This is a genomic window from Bradyrhizobium sp. BRP20 (assembly GCF_020194215.1).
GTDB lineage: Bacteria > Pseudomonadota > Alphaproteobacteria > Rhizobiales > Xanthobacteraceae > Bradyrhizobium > Bradyrhizobium yuanmingense.
The window spans coordinates 180978-195531 of sequence record NZ_JADYVY010000006.1; the positions used below are offsets into that span (position 1 = coordinate 180978).

At 63.4% G+C, this 14554-nt stretch carries 16 protein-coding genes; 7 read left to right on the forward strand and 9 right to left on the reverse strand.

Annotation, left to right across the window (positions count from 1 at the left end):
• Nucleotides 1-113 precede the first annotated feature (113 nt).
• The 3 genes from bamA to fabZ all read left to right on the forward strand — a co-directional run bounded on the left by bamA (nucleotide 114) and on the right by fabZ (nucleotide 4290).
• The gene (gene bamA, locus I6F33_RS16555) at nucleotides 114-2639 is read left to right on the forward strand and encodes an outer membrane protein assembly factor BamA (protein ID WP_036010019.1); all 2526 of its coding nucleotides are present in this window, start codon (nucleotides 114-116) and stop codon (nucleotides 2637-2639) included.
• Between the two features lie 125 nt (nucleotides 2640-2764).
• Nucleotides 2765-3832, forward strand: coding sequence for a UDP-3-O-(3-hydroxymyristoyl)glucosamine N-acyltransferase (lpxD, locus tag I6F33_RS16560; protein WP_225143350.1), 1068 nt, complete (start codon nucleotides 2765-2767; stop codon nucleotides 3830-3832).
• A complete protein-coding gene (gene fabZ, locus I6F33_RS16565) occupies nucleotides 3829-4290 on the forward strand; it encodes a 3-hydroxyacyl-ACP dehydratase FabZ (protein ID WP_036010015.1) in 462 nt (153 codons plus the stop codon). The genes lpxD and fabZ overlap by 4 nt, the downstream gene beginning before the upstream one ends.
• Nucleotides 4291-4302: 12 nt before the next feature.
• Here the strand turns inward: fabZ and I6F33_RS16570 are convergent, their stop codons facing one another.
• Nucleotides 4303-4623 (reverse strand): KTSC domain-containing protein, encoded by a 321-nt coding sequence (locus tag I6F33_RS16570; RefSeq protein WP_036010013.1) that lies wholly within the window; start codon nucleotides 4621-4623, stop codon nucleotides 4303-4305.
• A 176-nt stretch (nucleotides 4624-4799) separates the two neighbouring features.
• On the opposite strand from I6F33_RS16570, the gene lpxA reads away from it, so the two are divergent.
• From lpxA to lpxB, 3 genes are read left to right on the forward strand one after another with little or no spacing between them, the layout of a single operon-like run.
• Nucleotides 4800-5591, forward strand: coding sequence for an acyl-ACP--UDP-N-acetylglucosamine O-acyltransferase (gene lpxA, locus I6F33_RS16575; protein ID WP_036010011.1), 792 nt, complete (start codon nucleotides 4800-4802; stop codon nucleotides 5589-5591).
• An 18-nt stretch (nucleotides 5592-5609) separates the two neighbouring features.
• Entirely contained in the window at nucleotides 5610-6479 is an 870-nt protein-coding gene (locus I6F33_RS16580) for an LpxI family protein (protein ID WP_036010009.1), read from the forward strand.
• Complete coding sequence (lpxB, locus tag I6F33_RS16585; protein WP_036010007.1) at nucleotides 6479-7669, forward strand: lipid-A-disaccharide synthase; 1191 nt, start codon at nucleotides 6479-6481, stop codon at nucleotides 7667-7669. The genes I6F33_RS16580 and lpxB overlap by 1 nt, the downstream gene beginning before the upstream one ends.
• A gap of 103 nt (nucleotides 7670-7772) precedes the next feature.
• Here the strand turns inward: lpxB and I6F33_RS16590 are convergent, their stop codons facing one another.
• From I6F33_RS16590 to I6F33_RS16610, 5 genes are all read right to left on the reverse strand, one after another.
• Entirely contained in the window at nucleotides 7773-9314 is a 1542-nt protein-coding gene (locus tag I6F33_RS16590; protein ID WP_225143352.1) for a PAS domain-containing sensor histidine kinase, read from the reverse strand.
• A 300-nt stretch (nucleotides 9315-9614) separates the two neighbouring features.
• A complete protein-coding gene (locus tag I6F33_RS16595; RefSeq protein ID WP_036010004.1) occupies nucleotides 9615-9941 on the reverse strand; it encodes a GcrA family cell cycle regulator in 327 nt (108 codons plus the stop codon).
• A gap of 39 nt (nucleotides 9942-9980) precedes the next feature.
• Nucleotides 9981-10166, reverse strand: a complete 186-nt coding sequence (locus I6F33_RS16600; protein ID WP_036025247.1) for a hypothetical protein — start codon at nucleotides 10164-10166, stop codon at nucleotides 9981-9983.
• A gap of 148 nt (nucleotides 10167-10314) precedes the next feature.
• A complete protein-coding gene (locus I6F33_RS16605; RefSeq protein ID WP_036009997.1) occupies nucleotides 10315-10626 on the reverse strand; it encodes a hypothetical protein in 312 nt (103 codons plus the stop codon).
• Nucleotides 10627-10782: 156 nt separating this feature from the next.
• Nucleotides 10783-10998: a dodecin family protein gene (locus I6F33_RS16610; RefSeq protein ID WP_035699963.1), complete on the reverse strand. Its 216-nt coding sequence runs from the start codon at nucleotides 10996-10998 to the stop codon at nucleotides 10783-10785.
• Between the two features lie 257 nt (nucleotides 10999-11255).
• Between I6F33_RS16610 and I6F33_RS16615 the strand changes: the two genes are divergently transcribed.
• Nucleotides 11256-11918, forward strand: a complete 663-nt coding sequence (locus tag I6F33_RS16615) for a phytochelatin synthase family protein (RefSeq protein ID WP_074447994.1) — start codon at nucleotides 11256-11258, stop codon at nucleotides 11916-11918.
• A 310-nt stretch (nucleotides 11919-12228) separates the two neighbouring features.
• Here I6F33_RS16615 and I6F33_RS16620 read toward each other — a convergent pair whose 3' ends face one another.
• The 3 genes from I6F33_RS16620 to I6F33_RS16630 form a co-directional block, all read right to left on the reverse strand.
• Nucleotides 12229-12546 carry a hypothetical protein gene (locus I6F33_RS16620; protein WP_141697647.1) on the reverse strand — a complete coding sequence of 106 codons (318 nt, stop codon included), beginning with the start codon at nucleotides 12544-12546 and terminating at the stop codon, nucleotides 12229-12231.
• Nucleotides 12547-12676: 130 nt separating this feature from the next.
• Complete coding sequence (locus tag I6F33_RS16625; protein ID WP_036025234.1) at nucleotides 12677-13444, reverse strand: SDR family NAD(P)-dependent oxidoreductase; 768 nt, start codon at nucleotides 13442-13444, stop codon at nucleotides 12677-12679.
• Nucleotides 13441-14550: an ABC transporter ATP-binding protein gene (locus tag I6F33_RS16630; RefSeq protein ID WP_074447993.1), complete on the reverse strand. Its 1110-nt coding sequence runs from the start codon at nucleotides 14548-14550 to the stop codon at nucleotides 13441-13443. The genes I6F33_RS16625 and I6F33_RS16630 overlap by 4 nt, the downstream gene beginning before the upstream one ends.
• Between the last annotated feature and the right edge of the window lie 4 nt (nucleotides 14551-14554).

Sequence of the window (14554 nt, forward strand, 5' to 3'; positions counted from 1 at the left end):
TTTCGGCCGTTTGCGGCGTCGGCGAAATTGGCTACAAGCGGCCTGAACTTGGGGAATCTCCGGACCGGCGTTGGGGTTGGGTCTGGCAGGGAATGATAAGGGCGCGTTGCGCGATGAAGTTTGGACTGCGACTCCGGGGGGGCTTGCTCGCGACCCTGATCTTGTTCGGCGCGCCGGTGGTTGCCCCGGTTGGGGCTGTTTTCGTGTCTTCGTCTGCGCTCGCTCAGACCGTTCAGTCGATTTCCGTCGAAGGGAATCGCCGCGTCGAGGTGGAGACGATCCGCTCCTATTTCAAGCCTGGTCCCGGCGGCCGGCTGGATCAGGCCGCCATCGACGACGGCCTCAAGGCGTTGATCGAGACCGGCCTGTTCCAGGACGTCAGGATCAACCGCGGTTCCGGCGGCCAGCTCATCGTCTCCGTGGTGGAAAACCCGGTGATCGGCCGCATCGCCTTCGAGGGCAACAAGAAGATCAAGGACGAGCAGCTCACCGCTGAAGTCCAGTCCAAGGCCCGCGGCACCTTCTCCCGCGCCATGGTGCAGTCGGACACGCTCCGTATCGCCGAAATCTATCGCCGCTCCGGCCGCTACGACGTGCGCGTCACGCCCGAGATCATCGAGCAGCCGAACAACCGCGTCGACCTGATCTTCACGGTCGAGGAGGGCGTCAAGACCGGCGTCCGGTCGATCGAGTTCGTCGGCAACAATGCCTTCTCGTCCTACCGCCTCCGCGACGTGATCAAGACGCGCGAGACGAATTTGCTGAGCTTCCTCGGCAGCGGTGACGTCTACGATCCCGACCGCGTCGAAGCCGATCGCGACCTGATCCGCCGATTTTACCTCAAGAACGGCTTCGCGGACGTGCAGGTCGTCGCGGCGCTGACCGAGTACGATCCGGAGAAGAAGGGCTTCAACGTCACCTTCAAGATCGAGGAAGGTCAGCAATACCGCGTCGGCGCGGTGGATTTCCGCAGCAGCATTCCGAACTTCGATCCGAGCTCGATGCGCGCCTATTCGCGCCTCAATGTCGGCTCGCTCTACAACGTCGAATTGGTCGAGAAGTCGGTCGAGGAGATGCAGATCGAAGCCTCCCGCCGCGGCTATGCCTTTGCCGTGGTCCGGCCCGGCGGCGACCGCAACTTCGAAGCGCACACAGTGTCCGTCGTGTTCAACATCGACGAGGGCCCGCGCACCTATATCGAGCGCATCAACCTGCGCGGCAACACCCGCACGCGCGACTACGTGATCCGCCGCGAGTTCGACATCTCGGAAGGCGACGCCTACAACCGCGCGCTGGTCGACCGTGCCGAGCGGCGCCTGAAGAACCTCGACTATTTCAAGAGCGTGAAGATCACGACCGAGCCGGGCTCGTCGAGTGACCGCGTCATCCTGATCGTCGACATGGAAGAAAAGTCGACCGGCGACTTCTCGGTCTCGGGCGGTTACTCCACCACCGACGGCGCGCTGGCCGAAGTCTCGATCTCCGAGCGCAACCTGCTTGGTCGCGGCCTGTTCGCCAAGGCTGCGGTGACCTATGGCCAGTATGCGCGCGGCTACTCGCTGTCGTTCGTCGAGCCGTACCTGCTCGACTACCGCGTCGCGCTCGGCCTCGACCTCTATCAGCGTGAGCAGAAGTCCAACAGCTACATCTCCTACGGCACCAAGACGCTCGGCTTCTCGCCGCGCCTCGGCTTCTCCTTGCGTGAAGATCTCTCGCTCCAGGTGCGCTACTCGATCTATCGGCAGGAAATCACCCTGCCGGGCTACCTGGCGAACTGTAACAACGTGGTTGGTTCGGCGGCCTTCAATCCCAGCCCGGCCTTCTCTGCTGCCACCGGTATACCTCTGGATCCGTCCACCAACGGCCTCGGCTGCTACAACGATGGCGAAGCCTCGCTGCCGGTGCGCAAGGAGCTCGCCAACGGCAAGACGCTGACTTCGGCGCTCGGCTACACGCTGACCTACAACACGCTGGACAACAACAAGAACCCGACCGACGGTCTGCTCGTCGACTTCCGGCAGGACTTCGCCGGCGTCGGCGGCGACGTCTCCTATCTGAAGTCCGTCGTCGACGCGAAGTACTACACTCCGCTCGTGTCCGACATCGTCGGCCTCGTCCGCTTGCAAGGCGGCATGCTGAACAAGATCGGCACCGATCTGCGCATGCTCGACCACTTCCAGATGGGCCCGAACCTCGTCCGCGGCTTCGCCCCGAACGGCATCGGTCCGCGCGACTTGAACCCGTTCGGCACGCAGGATGCGCTCGGTGGCACCCAGTATTGGGGTGCTTCGTTCGAATTGCAGATGCCGTTCTGGTTCCTGCCCAAGGAAGTGGGTCTGAAGGGCGCCGTCTATGCCGACGCCGGCGGCCTCTACGACTACAAGGGACCGACGAGCTGGACCACCACCAACGAGGTCAATGCGCCGGGATGTATCCCGTCGAGCATCAATCCCTCGAGCACGGGGACCTGCACCGGTCTCGTCTATGACGACAGCAAGGTCGTTCGCTCGTCGGTCGGTGTCGGCGTGATCTGGCAGTCGCCGTTCGGACCGCTGCGCTTCGACTACGCCGTGCCGCTCAGCAAGGGCAAGTACGACCGCACGCAGGAATTCCGGTTCGGCGGCGGCACCACGTTCTAATTCGATCAGCACGGCACGATCCGGATCACCGGAACCGGTTTCGGAAAGGGATCGTGCCGATCCAGGACATGAGGCATGATGCGGCCTGACCGCTTCATGCCGAAGCCGGACCGCGACGGGGTGGAATGGCGCAGCCGATCTTCTTCACAAAGCCGCCTGCCGCAGCGTTGGCCGACATTGCCACGCTGACAAAGGCGCAGCTGGTCGACCCCGGGAGGGGCGGCCACGTCATCACGGGCCTTGCTTCGCTCGACGAAGCGGGCCCGATGCATCTGGCGTTCTTCGACAACCTCAAATACGCCGATCAGCTCAGGGCGACCAAGGCGGGGGCCTGTCTGGTCAGTCCGCGCTTCGAGGCCGAGGTGCCCGAACATGTGGCCGTGCTGCGGGTGGCGCAGCCATTCCGCGCCTTTGTCCGGATCGCGCGGGAATGGCACGCCGACGCGCTGCGGCCGCAATCCTGGGTCGGCAACGACGGTATCGCGCCATCGGCCATCATCGATCCCACGGCCCGGCTCGAGGACGGCGTGGTCGTCGACCCCCTGGCCGTGATCGGCCCGGACGTCGAGATCGGCAGTGGCACTGTGATTGGCGTCGGTGCGGTGATCGGTCCCGGCGTCAAGATCGGCCGGGATTGCAATGTCGGCGCCCGGACCGCTATCCAGTGCGCCCTGATCGGCAACAACGTGCTGATCCATCCCGGCTGCTCGATCGGCCAGGACGGCTACGGCTTCATCTTCTTCGGCCCCGAGGGCCATCTGAAGGTGCCGCAGACCGGGCGCGTGCTGATCCAGAACGACGTCGAGGTCGGGGCCAACACCGCGATCGACCGCGGGTCCTTGCGTGACACCGTGATCGGCGAGGGGACCAAAATCGACAATCAGGTCCAGATCGGCCACAATGTGACGATCGGCCGGCACTGCCTGCTCGCGGCCCAGATCGGGCTCGCCGGCAGCCTGACCATCGGCGACAACGTGGCGCTCGGAGCGAAGGTTGGCATCAACAATCACCTCAAGATCGGCGACGGGGCGCAGGTGACGGCGATGAGCGCGGTCAAGGACGACATCCCGCCAGGCGGCCGCTGGGGCGGGCACTTCGCCAAGCCGACCAAGCAATGGTTCAAGGAGATCATCGCGGTGGAGCGGCTGGTACGCGACAGCAAGGCCGATCCGAAGGACGAGGGACGGGAATGACGGCGGAATCACCTGTTAAGTTCGAGCTGGTGGACATCAACGCGATCCTCCAGACACTGCCGCACCGCTTTCCGATGCTGCTGATCGACCGCGTGATCAACATCCGCGCCGATTACAGCGGCATCGGCATCAAGAACGTCACCTTCAACGAGCCGGCGTTCCAGGGACATTTCCCCGAGCGTCCGGTCTATCCCGGCGTCATGATGATCGAGGCGATGGCGCAGACCGCGGGCGTGATCGGCATCAAGTCGGTCGAGGGCACCGAGAAGCCGCGGGCGGTCTATTTCCTCACCATCGACAAGTGCAAGTTTCGCAAGCCGGTACTGCCGGGCGACACGATCGAGTATCACATGCGCTCGCTCGGCCGCCGCAAGACCATGTGGTGGTTTCACGGCGATGCAAAGGTCAACGGTCAGGTCGTTGCCGAAGCCGACGTCGGCGCCATGCTGACCGATTGAGCGGCACTGGGCTCAGGTGCAATCGTAGCGGCTGCCGGTCGTCTCCCGCCTGATAGTCCGGTTGAAGAACTGGCCCATGGAGGGCGCGCCGAGGAGGCGTTCGACGGTGTCGGCCGTCACGCCGCAATAGCGGTGATAGGCGCCGTTGCTCGCGACGATCAGGTCCTGCTGCGCGCGATCGTAACAGACCCGCTGAAGCACCGTGCTGCGGGTGATGTCCCGGCACTCGAATGTCCGCAGATCGACCAGGCGGTGTTCGCCGATCTCGACCGCCTCCGACACGATCGGAGTATCCGCGAGCTGCGCCAGCAGAAGGATCAGGGCCCTGACCACGATCGTTGAAGCTCCGCATGAACCTGACGACGGGACGGGAAGGCCGCGTTATCCGGCACTTGAAACACGGCGAGATGATACGTCACTGGACAGATCGGGCATAGTCGCGCTAACCAGCCGAAAACCGAGCGACTTCAATACATAACCCGACCTTCTTGACGAGTAAGATTGGCTTGATGAGCAAGATTGATCCCACCGCGCGGATCGCGGACGGCGCCGTGATCGGCGAGGGCACCGAGATCGGACCCTATTGCATCATCGGCCCGAACGTCGTCATCGGCACGAACTGCAAGCTGATCGGGCATGTGCACATCACGGCGCAGACCACGATCGGCGACGGCTGCACCATCTATCCGTTCGCTTCGCTGGGCACGCCGCCGCAATCGCTCAGCTATCGTGGCGAGCTGACACAGCTCAGGATCGGCGCGGGCTGCACCATCCGCGAATCCGTCACAATGAACGCGGGTACCGTCGCTGGCGGGGGCGTCACCTCGGTTGGCGACCGCTGCTATTTCATGAACTGCAGCCACGTCGGCCACGACTGCCATGTCGGCAACGACGTGATCTTCGCGACCTCGGCAACGCTCGGCGGCCATTGCGAGATCGGCGACTTCGTCTTCATCGGCGGCCTGTCCGCCGTGCATCAGTTCACCCGCATCGGACCGCAGGTCATGGTCGGCGGCGTGTGTGGCGTGCGCGACGACATCATTCCGTTCGGTCTCGTCAACGGCCAATATGCCGTGCTCGAGGGCCTCAATCTGATCGGCATGAAGCGTCGCAAGTTCACCAAGCAGCGGCTTGCCACCGTGCGTGCGTTCTACCAGAAGCTATTCCATGGCGCCGGCACCTTCGCCGAGCGGCTGGAGGCGGCGCGGCCGCTCGCGGGCGAGGACCCCGCGATCGCCGAAATTCTCGACTTCATCGGCAAGGGCAAGCGCCCGCTCTGTCTTCCCGCCATCGCGAAGTGATCTTGGAGTGACCTTGGGATGGCCGCGGGCACGACATCGGCGGCTTTGCAGGTTTCGTCACCAGTCGGCATCGTCGCCGGGGGCGGAGCCATGCCGTTCGCGGTTGCCGAGTCGCTCGCCGCGCACGGCATCACGCCGGTGCTGTTTCCGCTGCGCGGGGCCTGCGATCCCCAGCGGGTGGAGAAGTTCCGGCATCGCTGGATCTCCGTCGGCCAGCTCGGACGCGCGATGCGGCTGTTCCGCGAGGAGGGCTGCCGCGACCTGATCTTCATCGGCACGTTGGTGCGGCCTTCGCTGTCCGAGATCCGGTTCGACTTCACGACGCTGCGCCTGCTCGGCAACGTCATCCGCGCCTTCCGTGGCGGCGACGATCATTTGCTGTCGGGTGTGGGCCGCATCCTCGAGCAGGACGGCTTCCGGATGGTCGGCATCAAGGACGTCGCGCCGGATCTCCTGATGCCCGAGGGCTGCATCAGCCGCGCCTGGCCGAGCGATGCCAGCAAGGCCGACATCGCGCGCGGCCGGGCGGTGCTGACCGCGCTCGGCCCGTTCGACATCGGCCAGGCCGTGGTCGTGATCGATGGCCACGTGGTGGCGGTCGAGGACATCGAGGGCACCGACGCGCTGCTCGCCCGCGTCGCGAGGCTGCGCGAGGAGGGCCGCATCCGCGCCGCCACCGGACGCGGTGTGCTGGTGAAGGCACCGAAGAGCGGCCAGGACCTGCGCTTCGACCTGCCGACGATCGGTCCGCGCACCATCGAGGGCGTCGCGGCTGCCGGCCTTGCCGGCATCGCCGTCATCGCGGGCAACACCATCGCCGCCGAGTCGCAGGCGATGATCGCGCTTGCCGATGCCAAATATCTCTTCGTCATCGGCCTGCCCGCGTGATGTCGCGTGATCCCAAGCGCAAGATCTTCCTGATCGCGACGGAGGAGTCCGGCGACAGGCTCGGCAGCGCCTTGATGAAGGTGCTGCGCCAGCGCCTCGGCGACGGCGTGCAGTTCGTCGGCGTCGGCGGCCGCACTATGACGCGCGAGGGCCTGGAATCGCTGTTTCCGATCGAGGAGCTCTCGATCGTCGGGTTTGCCGCGGTGGTGCAGCAATTGCCGAAGATCCTGCGGCTGATCCGGCAGACCGCCGACGCAGTGACCGAGGCCGCGCCCGACGTGCTCGTCATCATCGACAGCCCCGACTTCACCCATCGCGTCGCCCGCCGCGTGCGCGCGCGCAATCCCGCGATCCCGATCGTCGACTACGTCTCGCCGCAGCTCTGGGCATGGCGGCCAGGACGGGCGCGGACCATGCTCGGCTATGTCGACCACGTGCTTGGCCTGCTGCCGTTCGAGCCCGAGGAATACCGCAAGCTCGGCGGCCCGCCCTGCAGCTATGTCGGCCATCCCCTGATTGAGCAATTGGGCTCGCTGCGGCCGAGTGCGGAGGAGCAGGCGCGCCGCGACAGTGAGCCGCCGGTGCTGCTGGTGCTGCCCGGCAGCCGCCGCAGCGAGGTCAGGCATCATCTCGACGTGTTCGGCGCAACGCTCGGTCGCTTAAGGGGTGAGGGCTGTGCGTTCGAACTGATGCTGCCGACCATGCCGCATCTCGAAGCCACCATCCGCGAAGGCATCGCGAGCTGGCCGGTCAAGCCTCAGATCGTGATCGGCGAGAACGAGCGGCGTGCGGCCTTCCGCATCGCTCACGCCGCGCTGGCGAAATCCGGCACGGTGACGCTCGAGCTCGCGCTGTCGGGCATTCCGATGGTGACGGCCTATCGCGTCGGCGCGATCGAGGCGTTCATCCTGCGACGCGCGATCCGTGTCTCCTCGGTGATCCTTGCCAATCTCGTGATCGGCAAGGATGTCATTCCCGAGTATTTGCAGGAGGAATGCACGCCGGAGAAGCTGGCGCCGGCGCTTCGGGACGTGCTGACGGAGTCTCCGCTGCGCCGGCAGCAGGTCGAGGCCTTCGCCAGGCTCGATCAGATCATGTCGACCGGCAACACATCGCCGAGCGTGCTCGCCGCCGACATCGTGCTCGCAACGATGCGCCAGGGTCGGCGAACGAGCCAGGGTGTTTCATAGAAGTCTGCTTGAGCCGCCCCCTCCAAAGCGTGAGCTGCCCTCCAAAGAGCAGACGCCAAGAAACGCAACAGCGAAGGCGTGAGTTACGCTAAAGCGACGTGGATCACTCCTGTTGCGAAGGCAGACTAAAGTGAAACGCCGCCCCCCGTGGTTCATTGGCACCAGTCCAAAGTCGTCCTCCGTGCGCCTCGATGATCGATTGGCAAATCGACAAGCCCATGCCGGTTCCGTCCGGCTTGGTGGTGTAGAAGGGCTCGAACAGGCGGTCAACGATTGCGACGTCAAGTCCAGGTCCGGTATCCCGTACGGCGACAACAACGAGATTTGAAGCATCTGCAGCCGTGCTGATCCGCAACTCTCGTCCCCCAACGTCGACACAGTTCATTGCCTCGATCGCGTTGAGGATCAAATTGAGAACCACCTGTTGCAGCTGAACGCGATAGCCCTGCACGAGCGGCAAGCCCGGAGCGAGGTCGGTCTGGATCGAGACATCATGTTTGAGCAGCTCGCTACGGGCTATGGTGATCACATCCAGGATTGCGCCATTGACATCGACGCTCTCCTTCGGCGCCGGAGCTTTCTTGATCAAGGAACGGATCCAACTGATGATCTCGCCGCCTCGCTTGGCTTCTGCGACGATGGATGCGAGCGCCTGCTGTGCCTTTTCGAAATTCGGAGATTGTGTTCCTAGCCAGTTGAGTGCGGCCTCTGCGTTGCAGAGCACCGCGGTGATTGGTTGGCTTAGTTCGTGCGTCACCGACGCCGTGACCTGGCCCATTGCCGCCGCGCGATTGGCGTGTGTTAGTTCAGCCTGCATCTCGCGGAACGTCTCGGCGGTTCGCTTGCGTTCGGTGATGTCGCGGCTCAGACAAATGATTCGTGACTGTCCGACTTCGCAGAACTCGCGCATACGAACTTCGACGGGAAACACAGTGCCATCCTTTCGGCAATAGCGCCTCTCGAGCGTAGCGATGCCGCCGGCCTTGAGACGCTCGCGGTTGCGACGCCAAGTCGCTTCATCCATCTCCAGATCGAACAAGGCCGCAGTTGCTCCAACCAGTTCGGTCCGGCTGTAGCCGAGACTTTCGCAGGCATTCCGATTCACATCGAGAACGTGACCATCTTCACTGTGCAGCATGAACGTATCGGTCGCGTGGTCCACGAAGGTACGGAAACGGGCCTCGCTCTCGATCAGCGCCTGTTCGGCGCGCTTGCGCTCCGTGATGTGGCGCCCCACACCTCGGTAACCCACGAAGTTCCCTGTCTTGTCAAAGATGGGCAGACCAGAGACGGAAATATAGCGCTTGCCGCCGTCGGGCATCGGCCGCGCGAGCTCGAAATCGCGAAACGGGAGGTGAGCGTCGAGTATCTCCCGGTGTTTGCGCCAGCCATCTGCGTCAGGTTCGAGATACGGGACCTCCCATCGTGTCCTGCCGATCTCGGAGACCGGCGGCTCGGGAAGCGTCTCGGCGAACTCCTGGCGGATGAAGCGATGCTCCGCGTCCGTTTCCCAGTACACATCGAAGGAGAATTGCACCAGCGTGCGAAAGCGCTCCTCGCTCTCGCGCAGTGCCTCCTCGGGGCGCTTGCACTCATTCGAATCGAGGGCGACCGACGGCACTTCAATCGCATGTTGCATGATCATCTCTTGCTCACGCGTGATGGATCAATCGACAGATTTCTCGTGCCGGATCGCGTCCCCCCGGAGCCGATCAAGATCGATCGGGAATATGCCTTTGGCGACTATACTCCCGTATACAGGGCTTCTCTATAGCGACGTGGCTGTGACGACCCCGAGCCGAAACAACGCGAGCTAAAACCCGGTTCCATCAACGTATGCGTGTGAGGTGGGCCCTGTTTCTGTCTCGCGGGTGGCCGACGCTTATTTGCAAAGTAACGACGCGGCCGACATGGACGGGAGGGCAAGGACGTTCGTGGTGAGCTCTTAACCAGTGTTTCTGACCGCCTCAGCCAGAATGGCGTAAAGCTGCTGCCGGCTGAATTCCTTTGGCAGCTCCCTCTCTGCTGTACTCGGCGACACCCTCCGCGCGATGGGACGGGCGCAGGCGGCCGACGACGGCCTCAGCTTCGGGGCCGGCCTTATCTGGGGCTGCGCTGTGGGCGGCTTGTGGCCGCGCTTCAGGCCCAGACGGTTCAGCATACCGCATACCGCGTTACGACTGCAGCCGAGATGGCGCGCAATCTGCGCCGCGCTCTGCCCCGCGGACCAGAGCCTTTTGAGAAGCGCTATGTCTTTCGCATCCCAGCCCATCAGAGATAGTATAACGGCGACTGCCAGACACCGGCTAGTCTAGTCTTCGTCCGGCTCGCGCACGACCGCCGGTTCGTCGGCATCATCTTGCTCATCCTCGTCTTCGTCCTCCTCGTCTTCATCCTCCTCGTCTTCATCGGGGTCCCTGGGTGGCATCACGATGCGCATCCGCATGAGCAGTTTCCTGGCTGTGGTGGAAAATGCTTCGGAGGTGTGTTGCTTCATGGCATTGTGCTCCTCGAAAATTAGCGCAGTCGCCAGATTCTTGGCCGGCATATGCCGGTGCCGGGGCGCGACCGCCGCAAACGCGATGCAGGTCGGGTAGACTGCACGATCAGCGGGCGGCGGGCCATGCAACAGGCAGCGTTTTCGGCTACTTGATGCCCGAGGACCCATTGGGCTCTATGTTCACCAAAACCTCGCCGGCAGCGATTTCAGGAACTCCAAGTTCGAGGTCCGGTAGACTGGCTTGAACAAATGCCAGTATCTTGGCGTTCGCTGCGTTGGCGCTTTCGCGGTCGTCAAATATCATCACCGCGATACCGACACCGTCGCCCGCATCCAGCACATGGTAAGATTTGAATCCCTGCGATTGTCTTAGGATCTCACCAACGCCGCTCTTGGCGCGACGAGCGGCGTCCGCGACCGAACGAACCTTGCTGTACTTGCGAATGACCATGTACATGGGGCCACCACGCGCCATACGCTCCTGCGCATCAAAGCATTTCGGTCCCGCTCGGACTAGTGCCAACTTCCGGGATGGGCCACAGCGTCCGGCTGGCGGACCGCAACGCGCCTGTCCAATGAGCCGTCCTCGCCCGAAGCGGCGAGGTGCTGAGGCTCAGGAGCCCTCGAACTTGAACGATACGTTGAGCTTGGCGCGATAGGCCTCAACTTTTCCCTTGTCATCCAGTTGCATATCGAGCTTGACGACTTCTGCAATGCGGAGATCTCGGAGAGATTTAGCAGCTTGCTCGACTGCGTTAGCGGCCGCCTTCTCCCATGAGTCGCTGCTAGTACCGACCAGTTCAATGACCTTGTAGACGCTATCGGGCATGTTCGTCCTCCTAATCGGTAGGAGCAGGAAGTCTAGCACTGAGATCTCGACGCTGATACATCTCGGGGATGCCGCGGAAAGGGTCCGATTGGCTGTCACTTTCCTGTTCGACCCAAAGAAGAACTCGGGTCGTCCTGTCGGAGATTATGTTCGCATTTTCAGCCCGGACGAACGCGGACAGGTATCTTCTTCGCGCTCTCCGGCTTCCGAGTATAATTTGCGCGCCTAAGTCGTCATTGCCGCCAAGGTTCCGATCCATGAAGCGATGGCACCGCGTAAGCATCAGTAGCTTGGTGATTGCCCTGAGTCTGGTGTGTGCCGGAGCCCTGGTGGTCAATCAATCGCACGTGCCATCAGAAGCCATAGCCTCATCGGTCACACGTACTCCGGAGCTTATTGAGCGTGCGTGGCACCTGCCCGTGGCAGCAACATTTGAAGGACACGTTGATTGGCAGTCAAATGGCTCTCGCTGCGGACCTGCCGCTGTTGCAAATGCGTATCGGTCCCTTGGCGAGGCGGCAAGGACGGAAGGCAAGGTGTTGGCCGGGACGTGGAGTTGCTGGACAGGCGTATGCATCATGGGGCTCACGCTTGACGAACTGGCCAACATCGCCCAGTCCAACACCAGCCGGAAAGTTACTGTCTTGCGCGATCTCAGCGAAAATGAGTTTCTGGAGCATCTCCGTCGCTCCAACGATCCGCGGCGACGCTACATCGTGAATTTCGATCGCGCTCATATTTTTGGTGCTGGTAGTGGACACCATTCCCCAATTGGGGGCTATTTCGAAGCCGAAGACCTCGTTTTCGTGCTCGATGTCAATTTCGATTTCCAGCCGTGGCTAGTCGAACGGAAGCGGCTGTTCGACGCTGTAAATACGTTTGACGGCGATAAGAAGAGGGGACTGCTGTTCATAGAGTAACATCCCGCTCCAGGTCGCACCGTGGCCCTTAGCCGGATAATTTGAGGCAGCTTGGATGTCGGCTATCGGCGGTGGACAGAACGCGGAGGCCGTCCTTGCCTCGACTGGCGCTTGTGCGCCCTATGACGGCCCGCACTTGCCCCCGGGGTCTCGCTCCACGCGTACACTGAGCGCGACATACTGACCCCGGGAGGACATTTGGGCGGCAACCAGGCGGACGACCCGCTAACCCGGGACCGCATGCGACCCGTGAATTGGCCACTTCCGGCGCCCGCGCAACTCGCCGTAGACGCAGAGCAGGCCGAGTGTTCTATTTCGGAGTGCCGGTCTGGCTACCCGAACCCGTGGTCTGCTCACTTCCCGGTCGGCCCGGAGGATGCGCCGAAGCGGCCGGCTTGTCTTGATCGGCCACGTATCCGGACTCTCCGGAGTTGCGGGTCTTGATCCCTTTGTCCGCATCGCGCTGCATCTGCTCGTTGGGCTGGCCAGCCTTGAGCTCCCGGTCCACGTCGCGCTTCATCTCCTCCTTGGTTTGCTCACTGGGTGCGGCCTTTTGCTGTTGGGCCGTTGCTTGGAAGCTCATTGCGCTTCCGGCAACTACAATCAATGCGAGAATTGCTGTTCGCATGCTTCTCCTCCACGGCTTGCTCCGGCCCCTAAACGCGCGAACCTCCCAAGGTTTCCTAGTTCCAATCACTATTGTCGAACGTCACGTAGGGCTAAGCAAAGGGCACTCGAACGGTCTTATGCGCACCGGCCTAGGCGAGTCCGCCATCAACCCTGAAACACTGGCTGGTGATGCGCTGGCTTTCGTCGGAGGCGAGGAACAGTGCCATATTGGCAATGTCTTCGGGCGTTACCGCATCGGGCACCGCCTGGCGCGAGCGTATCTCGGCGATGACCCGATCGTCCGGATACCACAGCCTGCGCTGGCGCTCGGTGATGACCATGCCCGGCGCGATCGCGTTGACGCGAATGCGGTCGGGACCGACGGAGCGCGCCAGCGAGTTGGTGAAGCCGACGATCGCCGCTTTCGCCGCGGCGTAGACCGGCAGTGCCGGCGCGCCGCGCATCCAGGCGATCGACGACATGTTGATGATCGAGCCGCCGCCGCGCGCCTGCATCTGTGGCACCACCGCTTGCGCCGCGAAGAAGACGTGCTTGAGATTGACGCCGATCATCCAGTCGAACTCGGACGGCGTGACCTCGGCGAGAGCCTGGCGCTGATCGTTGGCGGCGTTGTTGACGAGAACGGCGGCGTCGCCAAGCGAGCGGCGGGCTTCTGCCATCGCGCTGCGCAGGGCATCGATGTCGAGGAGATCGCAGGGCACGAACAGCGGCGCAGGCCCGGACGAGGCCGCTATTTCCCGCACCAGGGCTTCGCCGGCGTCCTTATCGATGTCGAAGAAGGCGACCCGGGCGCCTTGGCCCGCGAAGGCCCGGACGAAGGCGGCGCCGATGCCGCTGGCGCCTCCGGTGATCAGCACCACGCTGCCGGCTAGGCTGGAATAGGTCGTCTTCGTCATGCGATCAGGCGCTCCGTCTCGGGGTCGAACAGGCAAATGCGGCGGGTGTCGAGCGCGAAGGCGGCGGACGTGCCGGGCGCGGGGCGGATATCCGGCGAGACTCGTGCCATCGCGGGCTCGCCGCCGAGCCGCAGGAGCACCATCGTCTCGGCGCCGGTGGGCTCGACCAGCTCCACCGGCGCCTCGACGAGGACAGGCGCTTCGCTGGAAAACGTGCGGCTCCCCTCAGCGATGCATTCCGGCCTGATTCCGAACACCACCTTGCGCCCGACAAAGGGTGCTGCGGCGTCATATCCCCTCAGGCGCAGACGAAGCTCGTCGGGCCGTCCCGCGCCGATCACGACGACCGGACCGTCATTTTCGGCCTCGAGCCGCGCCGGCATGGTGTTCATCGGCGGCGAGCCCATGAAGCGTGCGACGAACAGATTGGCGGGATAGCGGTACACGGTGTCGGGATCGGCGAATTGCTGCACGCTGCCCTGATGCATCACGGCGATCCGCGTCGCCATCGTCATCGCCTCGATCTGGTCGTGGGTGACGTAGACGATGGTGGCGCCGATGCGCTGGTGCAGGCGCTTGATCTCCATCCGCATCTCGACGCGCAGCTTGGCATCGAGATTGGAGAGCGGTTCGTCGAACAGGAAGAGCAGGGGATTGCGCACCAGCGCGCGTCCCATCGCCACTCGCTGGCGCTGGCCGCCGGACAATTGCGAGGGCTTGCGGCCGAGCAGCGGCTCGATCTGGAGCAGTTTTGCGACGTGGCCGACCGCAGCGTCCTGCTCGGCTTTGGGAACGTGACGGCATTCCATGCCGAAGGTGATGTTCTGGCGCACGGTCATCGAGGGATAGAGCGCGTAGGACTGGAACACCATGGCGATGTCGCGGTCCTTCGGCGCGACGTCATTGACCACGCGGCCGCCGATTTCGATCGTTCCCGCGCTCGGGCGGTCGAGCCCGGCGACGATGTTGAGCAGGGTGGACTTGCCGCAGCCGGACGGGCCGACCAGCACGGTGAACTCGCCGCTCTCGATGTCGAGCGCGATGTCCTTCAGCACCTCCAGATTGGCGTAACGCTTGGACAGGGCGCGAATGCTCAGTGCTGCCATGACA